21 protein-coding genes are annotated in these 22,308 nt (G+C 70.5%); 3 read left to right on the forward strand and 18 right to left on the reverse strand.

Annotation, left to right across the window (positions count from 1 at the left end; all coding sequences use genetic code 11):
• Positions 1-45: 45 nt before the first annotated feature.
• The 13 genes from ASG04_RS10185 to ASG04_RS10240 all read right to left on the reverse strand — a co-directional run bounded on the left by ASG04_RS10185 (position 46) and on the right by ASG04_RS10240 (position 13,745).
• A complete protein-coding gene (locus ASG04_RS10185) occupies positions 46-1,233 on the reverse strand; it encodes an ABC transporter permease (RefSeq protein ID WP_056123330.1) in 1,188 nt (395 codons plus the stop codon).
• Positions 1,230-1,988 carry an ABC transporter ATP-binding protein gene (locus ASG04_RS10190; RefSeq protein WP_056123332.1) on the reverse strand — a complete coding sequence of 253 codons (759 nt, stop codon included), beginning with the start codon at positions 1,986-1,988 and terminating at the stop codon, positions 1,230-1,232. Before ASG04_RS10190 ends, ASG04_RS10185 begins: the two co-directional genes overlap by 4 nt.
• Positions 1,985-3,037: a peptidoglycan-binding protein gene (locus ASG04_RS10195; RefSeq protein WP_056123335.1), complete on the reverse strand. Its 1,053-nt coding sequence runs from the start codon at positions 3,035-3,037 to the stop codon at positions 1,985-1,987. The genes ASG04_RS10190 and ASG04_RS10195 overlap by 4 nt, the downstream gene beginning before the upstream one ends.
• Positions 3,034-3,504 carry a hypothetical protein gene (locus tag ASG04_RS10200; RefSeq protein ID WP_056123338.1) on the reverse strand — a complete coding sequence of 157 codons (471 nt, stop codon included), beginning with the start codon at positions 3,502-3,504 and terminating at the stop codon, positions 3,034-3,036. Before ASG04_RS10200 ends, ASG04_RS10195 begins: the two co-directional genes overlap by 4 nt.
• Positions 3,504-4,022: a hypothetical protein gene (locus ASG04_RS10205; RefSeq protein ID WP_056123341.1), complete on the reverse strand. Its 519-nt coding sequence runs from the start codon at positions 4,020-4,022 to the stop codon at positions 3,504-3,506. Before ASG04_RS10205 ends, ASG04_RS10200 begins: the two co-directional genes overlap by 1 nt.
• Before the next feature lie 47 nt (positions 4,023-4,069).
• The gene (locus ASG04_RS10210) at positions 4,070-5,230 is read right to left on the reverse strand and encodes a sensor histidine kinase (protein ID WP_056123343.1); all 1,161 of its coding nucleotides are present in this window, start codon (positions 5,228-5,230) and stop codon (positions 4,070-4,072) included.
• Complete coding sequence (locus tag ASG04_RS10215) at positions 5,227-5,880, reverse strand: response regulator transcription factor (protein ID WP_056123347.1); 654 nt, start codon at positions 5,878-5,880, stop codon at positions 5,227-5,229. The genes ASG04_RS10210 and ASG04_RS10215 overlap by 4 nt, the downstream gene beginning before the upstream one ends.
• 7 nt (positions 5,881-5,887) lie before the next feature.
• A complete protein-coding gene (locus ASG04_RS17440; protein WP_156463613.1) occupies positions 5,888-6,025 on the reverse strand; it encodes a hypothetical protein in 138 nt (45 codons plus the stop codon).
• A 41-nt stretch (positions 6,026-6,066) separates the two neighbouring features.
• Positions 6,067-6,621, reverse strand: coding sequence for a DUF2231 domain-containing protein (locus ASG04_RS10220; RefSeq protein WP_056123350.1), 555 nt, complete (start codon positions 6,619-6,621; stop codon positions 6,067-6,069).
• A gap of 82 nt (positions 6,622-6,703) precedes the next feature.
• Positions 6,704-8,872 carry an ATP-dependent Clp protease ATP-binding subunit gene (locus ASG04_RS10225; protein ID WP_082517969.1) on the reverse strand — a complete coding sequence of 723 codons (2,169 nt, stop codon included), beginning with the start codon at positions 8,870-8,872 and terminating at the stop codon, positions 6,704-6,706.
• Positions 8,847-10,313 (reverse strand): MFS transporter, encoded by a 1,467-nt coding sequence (locus ASG04_RS10230; protein ID WP_082518036.1) that lies wholly within the window; start codon positions 10,311-10,313, stop codon positions 8,847-8,849. The genes ASG04_RS10225 and ASG04_RS10230 overlap by 26 nt, the downstream gene beginning before the upstream one ends.
• Before the next feature lie 191 nt (positions 10,314-10,504).
• Positions 10,505-10,801, reverse strand: coding sequence for a twin-arginine translocase TatA/TatE family subunit (gene tatA, locus ASG04_RS10235; protein ID WP_414835825.1), 297 nt, complete (start codon positions 10,799-10,801; stop codon positions 10,505-10,507).
• Positions 10,802-10,943: 142 nt separating this feature from the next.
• Positions 10,944-13,745 carry a glycoside hydrolase family 2 protein gene (locus ASG04_RS10240; RefSeq protein WP_056123352.1) on the reverse strand — a complete coding sequence of 934 codons (2,802 nt, stop codon included), beginning with the start codon at positions 13,743-13,745 and terminating at the stop codon, positions 10,944-10,946.
• Between the two features lie 274 nt (positions 13,746-14,019).
• On the opposite strand from ASG04_RS10240, the gene ASG04_RS10245 reads away from it, so the two are divergent.
• Entirely contained in the window at positions 14,020-14,439 is a 420-nt protein-coding gene (locus ASG04_RS10245; RefSeq protein ID WP_056123355.1) for a hypothetical protein, read from the forward strand.
• Between the two features lie 59 nt (positions 14,440-14,498).
• Complete coding sequence (locus ASG04_RS10250; RefSeq protein ID WP_056123358.1) at positions 14,499-15,329, forward strand: aldo/keto reductase; 831 nt, start codon at positions 14,499-14,501, stop codon at positions 15,327-15,329.
• A gap of 69 nt (positions 15,330-15,398) precedes the next feature.
• On the opposite strand, the gene ASG04_RS10255 is transcribed toward ASG04_RS10250, so the two are convergent.
• The 5 genes from ASG04_RS10255 to dnaK form a co-directional block, all read right to left on the reverse strand.
• Positions 15,399-16,889 carry a sugar transferase gene (locus ASG04_RS10255; protein WP_162241712.1) on the reverse strand — a complete coding sequence of 497 codons (1,491 nt, stop codon included), beginning with the start codon at positions 16,887-16,889 and terminating at the stop codon, positions 15,399-15,401.
• A gap of 110 nt (positions 16,890-16,999) precedes the next feature.
• Entirely contained in the window at positions 17,000-17,410 is a 411-nt protein-coding gene (locus ASG04_RS10260) for a heat shock protein transcriptional repressor HspR (RefSeq protein WP_056124003.1), read from the reverse strand.
• Between the two features lie 111 nt (positions 17,411-17,521).
• Positions 17,522-18,526 (reverse strand): DnaJ C-terminal domain-containing protein, encoded by a 1,005-nt coding sequence (locus ASG04_RS10265; protein WP_056123364.1) that lies wholly within the window; start codon positions 18,524-18,526, stop codon positions 17,522-17,524.
• A 41-nt stretch (positions 18,527-18,567) separates the two neighbouring features.
• Positions 18,568-19,221 carry a nucleotide exchange factor GrpE gene (locus ASG04_RS10270; protein WP_082517973.1) on the reverse strand — a complete coding sequence of 218 codons (654 nt, stop codon included), beginning with the start codon at positions 19,219-19,221 and terminating at the stop codon, positions 18,568-18,570.
• Between the two features lie 2 nt (positions 19,222-19,223).
• Positions 19,224-21,092: a molecular chaperone DnaK gene (dnaK, locus tag ASG04_RS10275; RefSeq protein ID WP_056123367.1), complete on the reverse strand. Its 1,869-nt coding sequence runs from the start codon at positions 21,090-21,092 to the stop codon at positions 19,224-19,226.
• Positions 21,093-21,386: 294 nt separating this feature from the next.
• On the opposite strand from dnaK, the gene ASG04_RS10280 reads away from it, so the two are divergent.
• Positions 21,387-22,308 (forward strand): hypothetical protein (locus ASG04_RS10280; protein WP_235515508.1); only part of this gene is annotated, 922 nt, incomplete at its 3' end.

Below are 22,308 nucleotides of genomic sequence, written 5' to 3' on the forward strand. Positions count from 1 at the left end.
GCGGCGAGCGCGCGCTCGGTTCCACCGCGGCGAGCGCGCGCTCGGCTACACGGCGGCGAGCGCCGACGTGGGCGGGATGCGCGCCGCACGCGCCGCCGGGTAGAGGCCGGACACCCCGCCGATCACGACGGTCGCGCCGAGGCCACCCGCGACGGCCCAGAGCGGGACGGCGACGGGCCATCCCTGGCCGAGCGCGAAGGCGACCGTCACGCCGACACCGATGACCACCCCCGCGATGCCGCCGACGAACGACAGCAGCAGCGACTCGACCAGGAACTGGTCGCGGATGTTCCGCCGCCGGGCACCTAGTGCACGGCGGACGCCGACCTCGGCACGGCGTTCGAGCACCGTGATCACCATCGTGTTCGCGACACCGATGCCGCCCACCAGCAGGGCGACCCCGCCGATGCCCACGAGCAGCCCGGTGAACGAGTCGTCCGTCGCGTCCTTCGCGGCCAGGGCGTCCGACGGCCTGGTCACACCGACGTCCTGCGGCGTACCCGGGCGGATGGCCCCGGCGAGCACGTCGCGCGATGCCTCGACCCGATCCGGGGCGACCCGGGTGTACACGGCGGTCGGCGCTCCGTCGAACCCGAGCTCGGTCGCCAGGCCGCGCGGGACGAAGACCTGGTTGTCGAGGTCCTCCGCGAGCTGGAGCGGGGCGAGGACCCCGACGACCTGCACCCACCGTCCGCCCAACCAGACGCGCGTGTCACCGTCGGTCCGTTCCAGACCGAGCGCACTCGCCGCAGCTGACCCGAGCACCACCTGTGCCGGGGCGTCGGGCGCGGTGTCGAGCCACCGACCCGAGGCGACCGAGCCGCCCAGGACCTCGGGGACACCACCCCAGGCAGCCATCACGCCGATGCCCTTCGTCTCCGGAGCAGGGATGAACGGGGTGCGGTACACAGCCGCTCCCTCGATGGTCCCCACCGCGGCGGCGGACTCGACCTCGTCCTGTCGGAGCACCGACTCGAGCGCCGACGTCGGCAGGGGAGGACTCTCGCTGAACCCCTGGGTCTTCGTCGCCGTCAGCACGTTCGTGCCGAGCGCGTCCAGCACGCGGTCGAGTTCGGCCTTGCTCGACGACGAGATCCCGACGACCGCGATCATCGCCGCGATGCCGATCGCGACGCCGAGCGCCGACAGGACGACCCGGCCGGGCCGCGTCCGGAGTCCGAAGACCCCGAGGCGGAGCAGGTCGCCGGCACCGAGTCCTCGGCGGGCACTCACCGCACACCGCCGATCGCGAGTGCGAGTGCCGCCGCGTCGACGGCCCCGGCGTCCTGTTCGACGACGCCGTCGCGCATCCGGACCTGCCGGGGCAGCGAGGCGGCCAGGTCGAGGTCGTGCGTGATCACGAGCACCGTCGTGCCGGCGTCGTTCAGTTCGCGCAGGAGCGCGAGGATGGCGGTGCCCGACGCTGTGTCGAGCGCCCCCGTGGGTTCGTCGGCGAGCAGGATGGTCGGGTCGCTGACGAGCGCCCGCGCGATCGCGACCCGCTGCTTCTCGCCGCCGGACAGCTGGTTCGGGCGGTGGTCGACGCGGTGTCCGAGCCCGACCCGCTCGAGCGCGTCCACCGCACGCCGGTGTCGCTCGCGTCGGTCGGTTCCGCCGTACAGCAGGCCGTCCGCGACGTTCTCCGCCGCGGTGGCCCCGGCCTGCAGGTGGAAGTGCTGGAACACGAACCCGATGTGCTCGGCGCGCAGGACGGACAGCGCGTCGTCGGTCATCGTGGCGACGTCGTTCCCGGCAATCGTCACGGTGCCCGAGGTCGGCCGGTCGAGCGTGCCGACGATGTTGAGCATGGTCGACTTGCCCGAGCCCGAGGGACCGACGACGGCGACGAACTCCCCCGCCGTGACGTCGAGCGACACCCCGCGCAGGGCCCCGACGTCGCCGTAGGTCTTCGTGACCTCGCGGAGTTCGAGGACCGGACGCTCGGCGGTCGTCCGGGCGTGGGCGGTCGTCCGGGCGTGGGCGGTCATCCGGGCACCACGACCCGGTCGCCCGCACGGAGGGACCCACGGACAGCCACCCGGCCGTCCGCGGTGAACCCCGCCTCGACGGCCGTGCGCTTCGTCGTGCCGTCCTTCCGCACGACGTCCACCGCGTACTTGCCGTCCCCTGTGGCGACGATCGCAGCCACCGGGACGGAGAGGACATTGTGCTCGGTCGCCCCCGCTGCCTCGATCTGCGCCGAGGCCGCGGCGGGCAGGACGCGGTCCCCGACATCGAACCGCACCGTGACGTCGACCTTGTCGCCAGCGTCCTCGGCCGCGCTCGGCTCGACGTCCGAGACCGACCCCGCGAGTGGCTCGCCGGCTCCGTTCACGCGGACCTGGACCGTCGTCCCGACCGCGAGCCGCTCGGCATCACGCTGGGCGACCGTCGCGGTCACCACGCGTGCCGGGCTCGTGACCTGCATCACGTCGCCGCCCGCCTGCTGACCGACCCGCCCGTTGACCGAGGCGACGCGGACGTCGCCGTCGGTGAACGCGACGTCGTCCGCCGTGAGTCGACCCGTGACGACGTGCCCGCGGTCCTTCTGCCACCGCTGCACGGCGCGCTGCGTCCGCGGTCCGAAGACCTCGTCCTGGGTGACGTCGTACCCGAGCGCTGCCAGGTTGGCGTTGAGCTGGCGGACGTCCGTGCCCTTCAGACCGCGCTCCAGCGGGCGCCAGAGCGGCACGGTGCCGTGCATGGTGCGCACGGCACGCTCGTCGACCGCGTAGAGCTGTTCGTCGCGGTGGATCACGTCCCCGGGCTTCGGCAGCCAGGTGAGGGTCCCCGCGGCGGCGGCGTCCACCCCGGTCGGTGTGCCGTAGCCGAGCGTGCCCGCGAAGACCTTCGAGTCGGTCAGGTCTCCCTGCACGATGGTGGCCGTCGCATGGTGCGCCCGGTGTCCAGCATCCGATGCGGCAGCCGGGGTGCCGCTCGAAGCTCCGACGACCGCCCACGTGCCGGCGCCGGCGGCGAGCGTCGCGACCAGACAGGTCGCGACGAGCGCGCCGCGGCGGAGTCGCGTGGCGCTCATCCTTCGTCTCCGTCGAGCGTCGCGGTGCACTGCTCGGAGACTTGTCGGTACGCGTCCGGGTCGTCCGGGGTGTACGGCGTGTTCGGTTCATCGGGGAAGTCCTCGAAGCCGTGTTCACGCATGCACCTGGCGAGACGCTGCATCTGGGCCGTGGTGAGGCGGGTGGCCGGAGCGACGCCGGACTCGCCTGCGCCGGCATCGCCCTCCGCGCAGGCCTGGAAGTCCTGCTTCCACTGCTCGGCGTCGACACCTGGAGGCGGAGCCAGGGTCTGGTTCCGAGGAGCTGCCTCGGTGTCGGACATGTCGTAGCCCTTCGTTCGCATGCATTCAGACAGGCTCAGTCCGCGGCCACGTGAGTGACCGGTCGGGTCGTCCTCCGCAACCTCGTTCGCGCAGGCGGTCAGCAGCAGGAGCAGCGGGAGCGCCAGGACCGGCCCGAGGAACTTCGTCGATCGCGTGCGCCGCATCAGCCGACGCTCTGGGACTGGGTGTCGGGTGCGAACTCGGCGAGGCAGTCGTCCATGACGTCGTTGAACTCGGGTTCCTCGGCACGCGGGTACCCCTCTGTGCCGATGCTGCCCGGCTGCTGCTCCGGGAAGTCGTCGTACCCGTTCTCACGGATGCAGCTCGCGACCTGCGCGTACTGCCGCGCCCACTTCTGATGATCGGCGGAACTCGAGCGCTCGATGCCGGCTTCGTCCGAGCACGAGGACGATGCATCGGCGAACTCGGCACCGTCGACACCCGCGGGCGGTTTCGAGAGACCGGCCTCGACCGAGGCATCGTCCGGGTCCTCGACCTCGAAGCCAGCATCGCGCATGCAGGCTCCCCACTTCGCGCCGACCCCCGAGGCCGTGCTCGAACCGGACCCCGCGTCCGAGCTCGTCGAGCAGGCGGACAGTGAGAGCGGCATGAGGACGGCGATCGTGGCGGCTGCGATCAGGATGCGGCGAGCAGGACGTTGACGGAGTGATGTGGCGTTCATGGATCCAGGACACCGCACGCGGCGTTTCGTTCCGCGACGCTCCCTCGTCACATCTGCGAAACGTCGATGCGTGCCGACAGGCCCCCCGTCTCCCGGGCAGTCAGCGTCAGGCGCCAGGCGTGCGCGTGCACGATCGAGGCGACGATCGACAGCCCGAGCCCGCTGTGCCGGCCGATGCCGGACACCCCGGGGCACCGTCGGAAGGGCTCGACGAGCTTCGGTGCGGTCTCGGGCGGGACGAACGGGCCGGAGTTCTCGACGGTCACCCCGCCGGCGTCGACACGGACCTCGACGAAGCCGTTCGGCACGTTGTACTCGACGGCGTTCGTCACGAGGTTCACGAATGCCTGCCGGACGAGGGTCGGCTCGCCCAGAACGGACGGACCGGGACGCGCGTCGGACGCCGCGACCACCCGCACGGTGACGTCACGACCGGGGTTCCCCGTCGCGGCTGCGACCTCGTCGGCGATCTGCCGCAGATCGAGCGCCTCAGTCGAGTCCCCCAACCCGCGGTCGGCTTCGGCCAGGACGAGCAACGACTCGACCAGGTGCTCCGTCCGCCGGTTCTGTTCGAGCAACTCGGCCCGGACGGCGCCGATCTCGACAGCATCGGCATCGTCCGACAGCCCGATCTGCAGGGCGGCGCGCTGGACGGCCAGAGGAGTCCTGAGCTCGTGTGAGGCCTGGGCAACGAACCGGCGCTGACTCTCGAACGCGGTCTCGAGCCGGTCCAGCAGGTCGTCCACGGTGCGGGACAGCCGACGCAACTCGTCGTCCGGGCCGCCGAGCGCGATCCGCTCGTGCAGGTTCGACGCGGTGATCCGGTTCGCCGTCGTCGTGATGGCGTCGATCGGCCGCAGCATGCGCCGACTGACGTACCATCCGACCCCGCCGGCGACCACCCCGGCACCGGCGATCCCGACCGCGGACCACTGCCACTGCAGCACGGCGACGAGCCGGACCACGGACAGGTCGTCCTCACGGACGTGGGCAGGTCGTCCACCGGGCCGGGTCACGGCCGCCGTCCCAGGAGGTGCCGCGTCGTTCGTGGTGGACACGGCCGCGGTGCCGTCCACCGAGGCGAACGCCGCACCGGCCCCGCTGATCGACATCACGTTCGTGAAGACGACCACCCCGGTCGCGAGCGCCATCGCCGCGGCGCCGAAGACCAGCGCAGTCCGGGCCCGGATGCTCCAGGTCCGCCTCACAACGCGTAGCCGGCACCGGGGACGGTCCGGATCGGGTCGGGGTCGCCGAGCTTCCTGCGGAGCTTCGACATCGTCACGCGCACCGCGGTCGTGAACGGGTCGATGTTCATGTCCCAGACCTTCTCGAGCAGGGCCTCTGCCGACACGATGCGACCGTCGGCGCGGAGCAGTTCCTCGAGGACGCCGAGCTCCTTCGCGGTCAGGTCGAGCGGGCGGCCGTCCCGGGTGGCGATCCGGCGGTTGGTGTCGACGAGCAACCCCCCGCGTTCGAGCACCGGTGGGACGGCCGCGACGCTGCGCCGCCCGAGCGCACGGACGCGAGCGACGAGCTCCGGGTACTCGAAGGGCTTGGCGAGGTAGTCGTCGGCACCGAGTTCGAGGCCGTGCACCCGGTCGCCCAGCGTGGTGGCCGCTGTGAGCATCAGGATCCGCGTGAGTCCCCGGCGCGCCGTCACGCGCCGGGCGACCTCGTCCCCGTGCATCCCCGGGACGTCGCGGTCGAGCACGACCACGTCGTAGTCGTTGACGCTGAGCAGCTCGTCCGCGTCGTCGCCCCGGTACGCGACGTCGACCGCCATGTCCTGACGCTCGAGCCCCTTCGCGACCAGGTCCGCCAGGGCGGTCTCGTCGTCCACCACCAGGATCCGCATCGAAACATCACACATCAAGTTCCTGGGAGGGAGCCGGATCGAGCCGGACGAGCCCCACGGTCTCGTCGATGCGGACGACGAACGCCGCCCCGCCCGTGGTGGGCAGGACGGCGAGCGGGACGGTGTCGGTGGTGAGGTGGTCCATGACCCCGAGCCTGGCGGGAGCGGTGTTTCCGGGATGTGACCTCAGGCGTCGAACGGCACCTCGCCGTGCTGGCTCACACCGGCACGCTGTCGGTAGGCCAGGTGACCGCCCAGGTACCCGCCGACGCCGACCACGGTCAGTCCAGCGAACCCGAGGAGCTTGCCCGCCGCGTGGTTCCCGCGCTTCCGCTGCAGCCACGACAGGCCGTACAGCGAGATCCCGATCCAGTTGACCGCCTGGTGCACCCAGCCCGTCCGGAGCTGTTCGCGGTCGAGCTCCGACCAGTCGACGTACCCGGCCAGGCTCGCGCTCGTCGAGGACACGAGCCCCACGCCGACCAGCGTCTTGGCGGCCTTCCGGTTGCCCCGCCCGCCGAGCAGGTCGAGCACGGCCGCCGAGATCCAGGCACCGAGTGGGACCTGGACCATCAGCGGGTGGAGCGGGTGTCCGAACGGCACCCCGTGCAGCAGCTGGCGCAGCGCGCGGGGCCGGGCGGTCGCCCGGACCACCGCGCGGTCGAAGTCGACGGCCTTGTCGAGGACGGCAGCGCCCTCGATGGACTCGGTCAGGCGGCGGAACGCACGGATCTCAGGCATGTCGTGAACGCTAGGCCGGGAGGCCCGGTGCGGGTCCCAGGGACCGGCACCGGGCCTCCCGTTCGGCGTTTCTGCCGCCGGACTACTCCTCGACGACCTCGCCCAGCTCGAACGGTTCGACCACGAGCCCGTCGCCGCCGTCGGCGACGTCGACCCGGACGGTGTCGCCGTCACGGACGTCGCCGGCCAGGATCGCGCGCGCCAGCTGGTCGTCGATCTGCCGCTGCATCAGGCGGCGGAGGGGCCGCGCACCGTAGACCGGGTCGTACCCGCGCTCCGCGAGCCATCCGCGCGCCTGCGGGGTGACCGCGAGCTCGAGGCGACGGTCCGACAGGCGACGGGCGAGCCGGTCGACATCGAGCGACACGATCTGCCCGAGGTCCTCGGTGGTCAGGGCCTGGAACACCACGATGTCGTCGAGACGGTTCACGAACTCGGGACGGAACGCCTGCTGCACGAGCTCTCGCACCGAATCCTCACGCTGCACGCTCGTCAGCGACATGTCGGTCATGAACTGCGAGCCGAGGTTCGACGTCAGCACCATGATCGTGTTGCGGAAGTCGACCGTGCGGCCCTGTCCGTCGGTGAGCCGTCCGTCGTCGAGCACCTGCAGCAGGACGTCGAAGACCTCGGGGTGGGCCTTCTCGACCTCGTCGAGCAGGACCACCGAGTACGGGCGGCGTCGGACGGCCTCGGTCAGCTGCCCGCCGGCCTCGTACCCGATGTACCCGGGCGGGGCACCGATCAGCCGTGCGACGGAGTGCTTCTCGCCGTACTCGCTCATGTCGATGCGGACGAGGGCCTTCTCGTCGTCGAACAGGAACTCGGCGAGCGCCTTGGCCAGCTCGGTCTTGCCGACACCGGTGGGCCCGAGGAACAGGAACGACCCCGTCGGACGGTCCGGGTCGGAGATGCCCGCGCGCGTGCGACGGACCGCTTCCGACACGGCGCTGACGGCGGTGCGCTGCCCGATGATCCGGCGTCCGAGCTCGGTCTCCAGGTGCAGGAGCTTCTCGGTCTCGCCCTGCAGCAGTCGGCCGAGCGGGATGCCCGTCCACTGGGCGATGACGGCCGCGATGTCCTCGTCGGTGACGCTGTCGTTGACCATCCGGTCGGCGGACTCGGCCTGTTCGGCGGCGGCGAGCTCGGCCTCGATCCGGGGCTTATCGCCGTACTCCAGCCGCGAGACGGTCTCGTAGTCGGCTTCGCGCTGGGCTCGCTGCGAGCGCATGTTGAGCTCGTCGAGCTGCTGCTTGAGCTCGCCGATGCGGTTGAGCGACGCCCGCTCTGCCTGCCAGCGGGCCTCGAGCTCGCGCAGCCGCTCCTCGCGCGATCCGAGCTCGTTCCGCAGGGTTGCGAGTCGCGCCTTCGAGGCGTCGTCCTTCTCCTGCTTGAGCGCGTACTCCTCGACCCGCAGCCGGTCCACGTTCCGCTTGAGCTCGTCGATCTCGACCGGGCTGGAGTCGATCTCCATGCGCAGGCGCGATGCTGCCTCGTCGATCAGGTCGATCGCCTTGTCGGGCAGCTGTCGCCCGGAGATGTAGCGGTTCGACAGGCTCGCCGCGGCGACGAGCGCCGAGTCGTTGATCGTCACCTTGTGGTGCGCCTCGTAGCGCTCCTTGAGCCCGCGCAGGATCGCCACGGAGTCCGGCACCGAGGGCTCACCCACGTAGACCTGCTGGAACCGCCGCTCGAGTGCGGCGTCCTTCTCGATGTACTGGCGGTACTCGTCGAGTGTGGTCGCCCCGATCATCCGGAGCTCACCGCGCGCCAGCATCGGCTTGAGCATGTTCGACGCGGCGACGGACCCCTCGCCGCCACCCGCGCCCATCAGCGTGTGGAGCTCGTCGATGAACGTGATGACCTGGCCGTCGGACTCGTTGATCTCGCGCAGCACGTCCTTCAGGCGCTCCTCGAACTCGCCGCGGTACTTCGCGCCGGCGATGAGCGCCGAGATGTCGAGCGAGACCAGCCGCTTGTCCTTGAGCGAGTCGGCGACGTCGCCGGCCACGATGCGCTGCGCGAGTCCTTCGACCACGGCGGTCTTGCCGACACCGGGCTCGCCGATGAGCACGGGGTTGTTCTTGGTGCGCCGCGTCAGCACCTGGGAGACGCGGCGGATCTCTGCGTCGCGGCCGATCACGGGGTCGAGCTTGCCGCTCTTCGCGATCGCCGTCAGGTCGACGCCGTACTGCTCGAGGGCGGTCTTCTGCTGCTCCGCAGAGTCAGGAGCGCCCTGGAGGTTCGCCATGCGTTCTGTCCTTTCCTTGCGTCGGATCTGGACTTGAGTCTACTGCACTCAACTTGTGATCGGGGGTCGGATCCCGGATCCCGAGTGCACTCACCGCGGCGCCCGCCAGCAGCAGCACCGCCATCACCACCATCGCCCGGTGGATCCCGCCGACGCTCACTTCGCCACCCAGGACCACCCCGGCCAGCGCGACCATCACCAGGCTCGCGATGCGGGCGACCGCGTTGTTGACCGCCGAGCCGACGCCGGCCTCGGACTGCGGCACGGACCCGAGCACCGCGCTGGTGAGCGGGGTGACCATGAGCGTGATCCCGATCCCGACCAGCACGAGCCCCGGCAGCACCCCGAACCAGTACCCGGCCGGGTCGTCGCTCACCACGAGCATGACGAGCGCGCCGACCGCCGCGACCGCCGGACCGGCCGCCATGAACCACCGCGGACCGTACCGCCCCGAGAGCCCCCCGACCGTCGTCGACAGCAGGAGCAGCACGAGGGTCGGCGGCAGCGTCGCGAGGCCGGCGAGCCATGCGGGGAAGGCCCACACCTCCTGCAGGAACAGCGTCACCACGAAGAACACCATGCCGAGCGCGCCGTAGATCGAGAGCGTCGCGATGTTGCCGACCGCGAAGTTGCGCGCACGGAAGAGCTCGAGCGGGACGAGCGGTGCCCCGGTCGTGCGGGTGACCCGGAGCTCCCACGGCACGAACGCCACCAGGGCGAGCGCACCGACGACCAGCGCCGCGACGACGACCGGGGACCCCCAGCCCAGCCGCTCCTGTTCGATGAGCCCGAGGACGACGCCGCCCACGCCGACCACGGCCAGCACCGCCCCGACGACGTCGACGCGAGCACGGTGGTCAGCGACGACGTCCGCCGAGATCCGACGGACGAGCGGGATCGTGACCGCGATCGGCACCGCCGTCACGACGAAGATCCACCGCCAGCCGATGCCGTCCACGATCAGGCCACCCACGACCGGCCCGAGGATCGACGCCGCGCTCGACCACGCCGTCCACGTGCCGATCGCCTTCGCCTGAGCCGCACCGCGGAAGGCCGCGACGATGAGCGCCAGGGCACTCGGCGTGACCAGCGCACCCCCGACGCCCTGCAGTGCGCGAGCGACGATGAGGACCTCGCCGGTGGGTGCGACGGCACAGGCGACCGACGCGATGCCGAAGACGACGAGCCCCCACGTGATGATGCGGACGCGGCCGAACAGGTCGGACAACGAGCCCGCGACCAGGATCAGCGAACCAAGCGTGACCAGGTAGGCGTCGACGGTCCACTGCTGGACGACGAGCCCGCCGCCGAGTTCCTGGCGGATGGCGGGCAGCGCCACGTTCACGACGCTCGAGTCGAGACCGACGACGAACGACGCCAGGATCGCCACGACCAGCACGACACGTCGATCGTCGCGGAGCGGGGCGGTGGGGTTCGTCACCTGCTCATCATGGACCGCGGTCGCCGCCACGGCGGGCGCGTCCGACGAGCCTGTGGACAACGGCCGCCCGCTGACACGACGAAGCCCCCGTGTGGGATCACGGGGGCTTCAGCAACGCGCGTGCACAGCACCGGGCACGACGAAGCCCCCGTGTGGGATCACGGGGGCTTCAGCAACGGGGCGGGACCGGATCAGCTCCGGTGGTCGGTGGTGGAGTTCGGCTGGACGGACGGGCCGGGGTTGACGACCGGGACCTGCTGCGCGGCAGGGGCCGTCGGAGCGGCGGTCGTCGGCTCGGCAGTGGTGTTCTGCACGGTGCCGTCGGTGCCCTTGGCCTTCTTGTCGTCGGTGTCCATCTCCTTCTTGAAGATGGTGATCGACTGGCCGAGGCCCTTGGCGAGGGCCGGGAGCTTGGTCGCACCGAAGAGCAGGATGACGATCCCGAGGATGATCAGCAGGTGCAGACCGGTGAGGTTTCCGAGCATCATGACTCCTTGATTGCGGAACTGGTCGCCGTCAGCGCATCGTCGTCGATGCACCCAGCGGAAGTCCTTGTTCGACCAATGGTAACTCCCGCAGGTCCGGATGCACAGGCGGGGTCGCGAACGGACACCCTGCACCCAGGAACCGCTAGCGCGCGAGGACCCGGTCGAGGCTCCACAGCACGGCGTTCCCCGTGAGCGACGGGATGTCCGCCTCCGAGACGCCGTGCAGCCGGTAGGCCACGCGCTCCCCCGGCAGCAGCGTCATGAACCCGCGGTCGACGACCCCGGCGGGCTGGACCCGGTCGGGCTGCAGCAGCAGGTCCCGCACGAGCGACTCGGCCTCGACGACCAGGTCGAGCCCGTCGCCGTCCGCGGCCGGGGTGAACGACGCCCGGTAGTGCGCCGGCTCCCAGCGCATGTCCTGGTCGGGCCCCGGCGTCCACACCGCGCGTCGCCAGTCCATGTCCGCCACCACCAGCTCGGACGTCGGGTCCGCGACGACCCCTACTGACGACGGCAGCGTGACAACGGCGACACCGGCCTTGTCCAGCCGCACCGGCAGCTCGGCCTCGGCGAGCACCCGACCGGTCAGGTCGACCCGTCGCACCCGCACCACGCTGTCGAGCCCGCGACGCGTCGACCGTACGGCGACCTCGATCGGGGACAGCGTCCCGTCCTCCGGACGGTCGAGGACGGCGGTGTCGCCGGGCACGCCAGCGGCACCGGACGCGCCAGCGGCACCGGCAGCGGCAGCGGCAGCGGCAGCGGCAGCGCCAGCGCCAGCGCCAGCGGCACCGAGATCAGCCGTCTCGGGGACCGGCAGCGACGCGGTGGTCTGGTCCGAGCCTCCTGTCCGTCCCGCGCTGTCCGCAGCCGGACGCCCGACCGTCACCGGCACCCGCGATGCCGGGCGGATCGTCAGCAGCACGTCGTCGTACAGGCGACGCAGCTCGTGCGCCAGCGGCTTCAGCCGCCCGGCGGAGTCGATCGCCGACCACGACGAGACCGGCCACAGGTCGTTGAGCTGCCAGACCACGACGCCCGTGTTGCGCGGCCAGTGGGTCCGCCAGTGCTCGACGCCCGTGGCGATGGCGCGCGTCTGCTGCAGCTGCGTCAGGTAGTGCCAGCGGTCCAGGTCGGTGTCCCAGCCGGTGCCGAACCGCGGCTCGAGCCCGCGCGCGAGCTTGGCCATGCCGTCGGCGGCCTTCTGGTGGTGGACCACACCGGGTGACGTCGGGGTCATCGGGTCGTCGGTCACCGAGTCGCGCAGCGTGCGCCAGGCGGGCGGCGCCTGCCAGCCGAACTCCGAGACGAACCGCGGGACGGAGTCCCGGTAGTGGTCGTCGGACAGGCGGTTCCAGACCTCCCACGAGTGGTGCGTCTCGTTGTCGACGTCGTTGGCGGGCAGCGTCTCGGACCCGGACCAGGGCGACGCCACCGTGTAGAACCGCGACGGGTCGACCGCGTCGACGATCGTGGGCAGCAGGTCGAGGTAGTAGTCGAGCCCCCAGCCCCGCTCCCCCAGGGCCTCGCCCCAGTTGTCTGCGTCGTGCAGCCAGATGTTCTCGTTGTTGCCGTTCCACAGCACGAGCGAGGGGTGACGCGACAGCCGTGCGACGTTGTCCCGCGCCTCGGCGACGACCTCGCTGCGCAGGGGTTCGTCCTCGGGGTAGGCCGAGCACGCGAACGGGAAGTCCTGCCACACGAGCAGCCCGAGCTCGTCGCAGACCTCGTAGAAGTCGTGCGACTCATACACGCCGCCGCCCCACACGCGCACGAGGTTCGTGTTGAGCGATGCCGCTGCCCGCAGCCGGTCCTCGTACCGCGCACGGTCCACCCGCGAGACGATGACGTCGTCGGGGATCCAGTTCACCCCGCGCACGTCGATCAGGGTGCCGTTGACGTGGATGTCGAACGGGCGCCCGACGTCGTCCTTGGTCGTGTCGATGCGCGTGGAGCGGAAGCCCGTGCGGAAGGTCCGACGGTCCAGGACCTCGCCCTCGACCGTCTGCAGCTCGACGAACACGTCGTAGAGCGGCTGCTCGCCGTACCCCCGCGGCCACCAGAGCCGGGCGTCGGGGATGCGGACCGTGACGACGGTCTCCTCTTCCTTCGGGGTCACCTGCGCACGGGACCGCTGCCGGGTCTTCGTGCCCTCGGCGGTCTCCCCCGCGACCGTGACCACGAGCACCAGGTCGTCGTCCTCGCCGTCCTGGTCCAGGTCTCCCGTGGTGTCGCCGTGCGGGTCCGGTCCCGAGCGCTCGAACGCGATGTGCGCGTCGAGCACCCCCTCGCCCGCCTCGACGTCGACCAGTGGACGGACGTCACGCAGCCGGGCGGTCGACCACCGCTCGATCGCGACCGGGCGCCAGGGTCCGCTCGTCACCGCGGTGAGCCCCCAGTCCCACCCGAAGTTCGAGGCCATCTTGCGGACGTAGGGGAACGGCTCGTCGTACGGGCCGGGCATCGCGCCGGCCCGAGCGGCGACGCGGCCGGCCTCGCGGTACGGCGACTCGAACAGCACCTCGAGCGTCTTGTCCTGGCCACCACCGGCGCCGATCCGGTCGCGCAGGTCGAAGCGGTAGCGACGGTGCATGTTCCGCGTCGTGCCCACGACGACGCCGTCCAGGCTGAGCTCGGCGACCGTGTCGAGGCCGTCGCACACCAGGTCGACGCGCTCGTGTCCGCGGGGGTCCACGTCGAGCTGTCGGCGGTACGTCCAGTCCGCTCGGCCGACCCACGCCGCTGCCGCCTCGTTGCGGTCGAACGTGGGGTCGGCGAGCAGTCCCTCGCGCTCCAGGTCGGTGTGCACCTGCCCCGGGACCGTCGCCCTGATGCCGTCGCCGCGGAGCGCGCCGAGCACCTCCGCCGGGACGCCGGCCGGCACGGTGTCGTCGCCGATCGAGACGGTCCAGTCGCCCTGGAGTTCCTCGCGTTCGAGGGTCATAGCGGTCCTTCTCTGGGCGGGCCACTCCGGTGGTCCACCGTGGTCGGGGCCCGGCCGGCGGTGCCGTCCGCGACCGGGCCAACGGCCTGGAGGCACGGCACCGGTCGTCCGGGCGTCGTCGCGTCGCGCGCGCGGTGACGAATCGAGCGCCCGCGCACGTGGGTGCTCCGCGATGGTAGTACGCGTTGCCTTCCGGAACACGTGCGCCGCCACAGCGTCCGCCGGGTGTCCACGCAACGGGGCGTCCCCGGGTCGTCCGTGGCAGGTTGGTGTCGTGATCACCGTCGAACTCGCCAAGACCCTCCGCGACGCCGGACTCCGCTGGAACCCCGCGACCGGCGACCGCTTCGTCATCGACAAGCCGGGCGTCGACGACGACGTCTACACCGTGTCGGAGATGACGGTCGAGCGGCACGACCACCCCTCCGGCACGATCCTCGGGTTCAACGGCACGACCGAGTGGGCGCTCGACTCGGTGACCGCGGCCGAGTCGCTGTGGCTGCCGCGTGAGGACCAGCTCCGCGAACTGCTCGGACCCTCGTTCGTCGGGCTGACCCGCGTCGCGTCCGGCGACCGGGTCGTGCACACCGTCACCGCGACGATCTCCGGCGCCGACCGGACCTTCGCGTCCGCCGACCCGGCCATGGCGTACGGCGAGGCACTCGCTGCCTACATCGCCGCCGCGCTCGCATGAACCCCGTTCGCTGAGTGTTGTCGGAACGGCGATCGGGTGCCCGCTGGTTGTCTGGTGCCATGACCGTTCCGAACATCACACTCAATGACGGCAAGACCATCCCGCAGCTCGGCTTCGGTGTGTTCCAGATCGATCCCTCCGAGACCAAGGCGGCCACGCTCGCCGCGCTCGAGGTCGGCTACCGCCACATCGACACCGCCGAGATGTACGGCAACGAGAAGGAGGTCGGTGAGGCGATCGCCGAGTCCGGCATCGACCGTTCCGAGATCTTCGTCACCTCGAAGCTCAACAACGGCTTCCACGACCCCGAGGCGGCGCTCGAGAACGGCAAGAAGTCGGCCGAGCTCCTCGGTGGGTACATGGACCTGTTCCTGATCCACTGGCCGCTCCCGACCGTGACGGACTTCGTCCCGACGTGGAAGGCCATGGAAGACCTGTACCGCGACGGCACCGCCCGCTCCATCGGCGTCTCGAACTTCCAGGCGCACCACCTCAACCGTCTGAAGGCCGAGACGACCATCACGCCGTCGGTCAACCAGATCGAGGTGCACCCGTACCTGGCGCAGGACGAACTCCGCGCCCACAACCGCCAGCTCGGCATCGCGACCGAGGCCTGGTCGCCGATCGCCCAGGGCCTGGTCCTCGACGACGAGACGATCACCCGCATCGCCGGCAACGTCGGCAAGTCCCCCGCCCAGGTCGTGCTCCGCTGGCACATCCAGCGCGGCGACATCGTGTTCCCGAAGTCGGTGACGCGCTCCCGTGTCGAGGAGAACTTCGCGATCTTCGACTTCGAGCTCTCCGACGAGGACATGACCGACATCACCACGCTCGACAAGGGCCACCGCACCGGCCCGGACCCGGACACGTTCGACTACGTCCCGGCCTAGACCGGATCACGACGGAGGGCGGTCGCGCAGTGCGCGGCCGCCCTTCGTCGTGTGTCGTGCCGCGTGTGGTCAGTAGGCGCCGCGGGAGCGCAGGACGGACGGGATCGTCCTGGCGAGGATCACGACGTCGTGCAGGAAGGACCAGTTCTCGACGTAGTGCTGGTCGAGCCGGACGCCGTCGGCCCAGTCGAGGTCCGACCGGCCGCTGACCTGCCAGAGCCCGGTGATCCCCGGCGTGACGAGCAGCCGGCGGTCGTCGAAGTCGGCGTAGAGCGCGACCTCGCGCGGCAGGGCCGGACGCGGACCGACCAGGCTCATCGTCCCGACCAGGACGTTCCACAGCTGCGGGAGCTCGTCGAGCGAGGTCGTGCGCAGCACCGCTCCGACGCGCGTGACCCGCGGGTCCTGCTTCATCTTGAACAGCGGCCCGGCTCCCTCGTTGTGCTCGGCGAGCTCGGCCACCCGGGCTTCGGCGTCGGTGCACATCGTGCGGAACTTCACGATCGAGAAGGCCTCGCCGCCCCGGCCGACTCGGGTCTGTCGGAAGAAGACCGGGCCGCCGTCCTCGTGCCGGATCAGCAGCGCCACGACGGCGAACACGGGCGCGAGCAGCACGAGCCCGAGCGCCGCACCGACCACGTCCAGCGCCCGCTTGCCGGTCCGGCGCCCGTAGTCCGGGGTCTCGATGTGCATGAGCGGGAGCCCGTCGACGGGCCGATGGTGCACGCGTGCGGCGTCGATGTCGGCGATGGGCGACGAGACGACGAGCTCGACGCCGAGTTCCTCGAGTTCCCATCCGAGCCGGCGCAGGCGTTCGCGACCACCGGCGACGGCACCCGCGACGACGACGGCCGCGACGCCTGACGACCGGACGGCGTCGAGCACCTGGTCCGTGCCGCCGAGGACCGGGAGCACGTCGTCGTCGATCCGCAGAGTCGTGCCCGGGCGCACGCAGTCCGTCACGGTCGCCACCACGCGGTAGCCGGTGGTGGGGCTGGCGATGATCCGGCGTCCGACGTAGCGGATGTCCTCGGCGTCACCGACCAGGAGCACGTCGGCCAGGTCGCGCCCGAGGGAGCGTCGTCGGGCCGAGAGCGTGCGGACGGCCTTGCGCCCGAGGGCCAGCAGCAGCAGTCCGAGCGGGAAGGCGATCGCGACGTACCCGCGGGCGAGGGCGACGTCGAGCGCGTAGGCGGCGACCGCGACGACGCCACCCGTCAGCAGGCTCGCCGTCAGCAGCCGGCGGTACTCGTCACACCCGGCACTCCGGATGCGGGGGTCGCGGGTCCGGAAGGCGGACAGCAGGACCATCCAGAGCACGATGACGACCGGAGCGGTCAGGAACTCGACCAGCCCGGCGCTGAACGACCCGGAGGCGGGCCGGAGCTCACCGGGGAACCGGACGACGTGCGCGACGGCGAACGCCACGACCAGCAGCAGCAGGTCGAGGACGGCGGTCGCCACCGCCTGGCGACGGGGGCTGACGGAGTGGTGTCGCGAGGGCCCGGACGGCGTGGAAGCGACGGGTCCGGAACGTGCGGGACGGAGTGCGAGAGCCACCGGGGAGACCTCCTGACAGGGCACCCAGCAGACGGGTGCGGCCGACACGGTTCGGTCCGCGTCGTCCTGTCAGAATATCACGGCGACATTTCACATCGCAGATGGTCCGCTCAGGTCGGCGGTCTCCAGAGCACGATCTGCGTGTTGCGCTGCGGCCGGGCCCCTGCGCGCAGCGAGACCGCGGCGCCGGTGGCCGTCGCCGCGAAGACCCGGGCACCCGGTCGGTTGATGAGCTGGTCCGCCAACGCCGTCTCGAGTTCGCGGACCCGCTCGCGCAGCGCGCGGTTCTCGTTCTCGAGGTCCAGCACGCGGCGGATCCCCTCGAGCGACACGCCCTCGGAGCCGAGCCGACCGATCTCACGCAGTTGCACGACGTCGCGCATCGAGTACCGGCGCGAGCCGCCTCGGGTTCGCCCGGGCACCACGAGCCCCAGACGGTCGTACTGCCGGAGCGTCTGCGGGTGCATCTCCGCCAGTTCCGCCGCGACCGCGATCGCGAAGACGGGCGAGTTCTCGTCCATGTCGGTCATGGCGTGGTCCTTCCGTCGTCCGCGTGGTGGTGAGAACAGGACGGAGGCTCGGTGCCGGCTCCTGACGGAACCGCACCGAGCCTCCAGACCGGCTTGTGCATGTCAGCTGCGCGCCTTGGCGAGCAGGTCCTCGCGAGGGTCCTCGTCAGGCAGGGCCGCCGCGAGCGCCTCGACGGCCTCGCGCGCCTTGTCCGACAGGTGCGAGGGCACGGCCACCTGGACGGTGGCGAGCAGGTCGCCCGTCCCGGTCTTCGTGGTGACCCCACGCCCCTTGACACGGAGGACACGACCGGACGGCGTACCCGGCGCGACCCGGAGCTTGACGGGCTCGCCGCCCAGCGTCGGGACCTGGATCGTCGCGCCGAGCGCCGCCTCGACGAACGTCACGGGGACGTCCACACGGAGGTTCTGCCCGTCGCGCTCGAACACCGGGTGCTTGCGGACGTGCACCGTGACGACCAGGTCGCCACCGTCACCGCCGTCGGGCGACTGCTCGCCGCGGCCCCGCAACCGGATCTTCTGCCCGTCCGCGACCCCCGCGGGGATCCGGACGTTCACCGGACGGCCGTTGCCCTGCGAGAGCTTGACCGTGTCGCCGGCGATCGCCGTGGTGAAGTCGAGCGTCGTCGTCGCGGTGACGTCGCGCCCCTTCGTCGGACCGCCGAAGCCGCGGTACCCGCCGGAGGCCTGGCCGAAGCCACCCCCGGCGCCACCACCGAACATGCCGCCGAGGATGTCCTCGAAGCCGTTCCCGCCGCCCTGGCCGAAGCGGACACGCTGCCCGCCACCGCCCTGCTGGCCGAACATGCCGCCGAAGACGTCCTCGAACCCGCCACCCTGGCCTGCGCCACCCGCGGTGAAGCGTGCACCGGAGCCCATCGCGCGGACCTGGTCGTACTCGGCGCGCTGGTCCTTGTCGGAGAGCACCGAGTAGGCCTCGCTGATCTCCTTGAAGCGGTTCTCCGCCGCAGCGTCACCCGGGTTGGAGTCCGGGTGGTACTGCCGCGCGAGCTTGCGGTAGGTCTTCTTCAGGTCGGCCTCGGATGCCTTCTTGTCGACACCGAGGACCGCGTAGAAGTCCTTGTCGAACCAGTCCTGACTGGCCACTGGTCCCTACCTTCCTGTTGCGTCCACGGGTGACGGCCGGCTCAGGCCGGGACCGCCACCGCGACCTTGGCCGCACGGATGACACGCTCACCGAGCTTGTAGCCCGGCTCGACGACGTCCGCCACGGTCTGGCCGGTGGCGCCCGGGGTCGGGAGCTGCACGATCGCCTCGTGGATGTTCGGGTCGAAGGACTCGCCCTTCTCACCGATCTGCACGAGCTTGAACTTCTCGAAGCCACCGCGGATCTTCTGGCCGATGACCTGCATGGGGCCCTCGGTCAGGTCGCCGTGGGCCTCGGCCCGGGTCAGGTCGTCGAGCGCCGGCAGCAGTGCCCGGACGACCTCGGCGATCGCGACCTCGCGGTTGGCTTCACGGTCGCGCTCGACGCGCTTGCGGAAGTTCACCAGCTCGGCCTGCGCGCGGAGCATGTCCGCACGCATCTCGGCGACCAGGTCACGCTCGTCGGGGCTCAGCTTGTCCTCTTCGATGCCGCGGGCGGCGTCGGCCAGGAGTGCTTCGTCCTCGGGGCTGAGGTCGCTCTCGGGACCCCCGGCGGCGGGGCCGTCCGTCGGTACTTCGACGTCCGGCCCCTCTGCCTCGATGAGGTCTTCGGGCTGGGACGCGTTGGTGGCGTCCCCCTCGACCTGGGGCTCCTCGTTGTTCTCGACGTTGTCGTCGTTCGTGGAGTCCGTCATCGTTACTTCTTGTCCTTGTCGTCCTCGTCGTCAACGACCTCGGCGTCGACGATGTCCTCGTCGTCGGCCGGCTGCTCGGAGTTCGGCTGCTCGCCGCCCGCGGCACCGGCTGCGCCGGCGTCCTGCTGCGAGTAGATCGCCTGACCGAGCTTGCCCTGCGACTCGTTGAGCTTGTCGAAGGCGGTCTTGACCGCGTCGTCGTCGTCGCCGGCGAGCGCGGACTTCAGCGCGTCGACGTCGGCCTGCACCTCGGACTTGACGTCAGCGGGGAGCTTGTCGTCGTTCTCCTTGATGAGCTTCTCGATCGAGTAGACGAGCTGCTCGGCCTGGTTGCGACGCTCGTTGGCTTCACGACGGGCCTTGTCCTCGGCCGCGTGCTCCTCGGCTTCGCGGACCATGCGCTCGATGTCCTCCTTCGGCAGCGACGAGCCGCCGGAGATGACCATCGACTGCTCCTTGCCGGTGCCCTTGTCCTTCGCGGACACGTGCACGATGCCGTTGGCGTCGATGTCGAAGGTGACCTCGACCTGCGGCACGCCACGGGGAGCCGGCGCGATGCCGGTGAGCTCGAAGGTGCCGAGGGGCTTGTTGTCGCGGGTGAACTCGCGCTCGCCCTGGAAGACCTGGATGGCGACCGACGGCTGGTTGTCGTCAGCGGTCGTGAAGGTCTCGCTGCGCTTGGTCGGGATCGCGGTGTTGCGGTCGATGAGCTTCGTCATCAGCCCGCCCTTGGTCTCGATGCCGAGCGAGAGCGGCGTGACGTCGATGAGCAGGACGTCCTTGCGCTCGCCCTTCAGCACACCGGCCTGCAGGGCAGCGCCGACGGCGACGACCTCGTCCGGGTTGACGCCCTGGTTCGGCGACTTGCCACCGGTCAGCGACTTGACGACCTCGGCCACGGCGGGCATGCGGGTCGAGCCACCGACGAGGACCACGTGTGCGATGTCGTTGACCGACACGCCCGCTTCCTTGATGACGTCGTTGAAGGGCTTCTTGGTGCGGTCGAGCAGGTCGGAGGTCATCTGCTCGAACTGTGCGCGCGAGATGGTCTCGTCGAGGTTGAGGGGCCCGTCGGCGGTCAGCGTGAGGTACGGCAGCTGGATGCTGGCGCTCATCTGGCTCGACAGTTCCTTCTTGGCCTGCTCCGCCGCTTCCTTCAGGCGCTGCTTGGCGATCTTGTCCGTGGACAGGTCGACGCCGTGCTCGTCCTTGAACTTCTTGATCAGGTGGTCGACGATGCGCTGGTCCCAGTCGTCACCACCGAGGCGGTTGTCACCGGAGGTCGCGCGGACCTGGATCGTGGAGAAGTCGTCGTCCTTGCCCACCTCGAGCAGGGAGACGTCGAACGTGCCGCCACCGAGGTCGAAGACCAGGATGAGCTCGTCTTCCTTGCCCTTGTCGAGGCCGTAGGCCAGGGCGGCCGCGGTCGGCTCGTTGATGATGCGGAGGACGTTGAGCCCGGCGATCTCACCGGCGTCCTTGGTGGCCTGGCGCTCGGCGTCGTTGAAGTACGCCGGCACGGTGATGACCGCGTCCGTGACGTCTTCGCCGAGGTACTGCTCGGCGTCGCGCTTGAGCTTGCCGAGGGTACGAGCCGAGATCTCCTGCGGCGTGTACTTCTTGCCGTCGATCTCGGTCGTCCAGTCGGTGCCCACGTGGCGCTTGACGCTCGCGATGGTGCGGTCAACGTTCGTGACGGCCTGGCGCTTCGCGGTCTCACCGACGAGCACTTCGCCGTCCTTGGTGAACGCGACGATCGACGGCGTGGTGCGGAGCCCCTCGGCGTTCGCGATGACCGTGGGCTCGCCGCCTTCGAGGACGGAGACGACGGAGTTCGTGGTGCCGAGGTCGATGCCTACTGCACGTCCCATGTGGTGGTGCTCCTTCTGTTGGGTGCGTGGTGCTGAAGTCTGCCGGACTTGCGTCCGATGGGCTCAACTCTACTCCTGACAGGAGGCGCGTCAACTCTGGGAGCTGAAAGTTGCGTCCGAGTGGCGCAAGTCTTTGCCCTCCGACCACACGGCTTCGATACTCACGTGATATTGCGATGCAACATGTCACATGATATTCTGGATCTTCGCGGTCCGCCCTGCCTGGTCGTCCGCGCTCCTCCTGTTTGCCAGACCGATGCACCCGCGTGTGCTCGGCCTCACAGAAAGCACCCCATGCGAAAAATCAGCAAGGCAGTCCTCGCAGCCGGCATGGCCGCTGCGACAATCGCGTCCGGCTTGAGCTTCGGCGCGGCCTCGGCCTCGGCCGCGCCATCGTCGAACGTCGACAGCGGTCAGGCTCGCGAAACGGTGAGGACGGCCAAGGGCGTCTTCAAGATCGCGGGCAAGTACTACTCGTTCTACGTGAACAACGGACCGCAGCTGTCAGTCTTCTCGAACTACCAGGACGCGGCCACAGGGGCGCACACGTTCATCCTCCCTCGGGCGAGCGGCCCGGTGATCAACGTCGGCGGAACCGCCTGCCTCAGCTACTACGGCACGACGGGGCACTACCTCTCCCTCGATCTGACCAATCGGCCCGAGACCAAATGCGCAGATTTCACGGTGAGCGCAACCGGAGGGCTGACGCTCGCTGACACCGGGGAACGTCTCGTTGGGGTCGACCGACAGACGGGAGTCTTCCAAACCGCATCGACCGGGTACGGCTTCGCCCAGGAAGGCTTCTCGAGCGCTGAGGTGATCGCGAACGGTGGGGTGTCCTCCACGAGCGGTCCCGATGCCACCCTCGAGCGCGGCGCCAGCAAGGACGTCAAGTTCGGTGTCACCTCCACCGGCGCGTACACGAAGATGAAGAGCGACGTCACGCTCACCGCCCCGGGGAACTCCCGGTTCACCGCCGGGCAGCCCGTCACCGGCGAGTACACCGATCCCTCGGGCAAGTGGATCGCCAACGCGCAGCTCGACCTCACCAACGTCAAGATCTCCTCGGACGGCCAGACCCTCACCGGCACGTTCGATGCCGCCAACAACCCGGGGTTCAACCAGTCCGCCGGACGCCAGCTCCGCTGGAACACCAAGGTCACCGCCAACGCCGACGCACCCGCCGGCAACAGCACCCTCGGCTACACCGTCAAGG

The organism is Curtobacterium sp. Leaf183, assembly GCF_001424385.1.
Taxonomy (GTDB): Bacteria; Actinomycetota; Actinomycetes; order Actinomycetales; family Microbacteriaceae; genus Curtobacterium.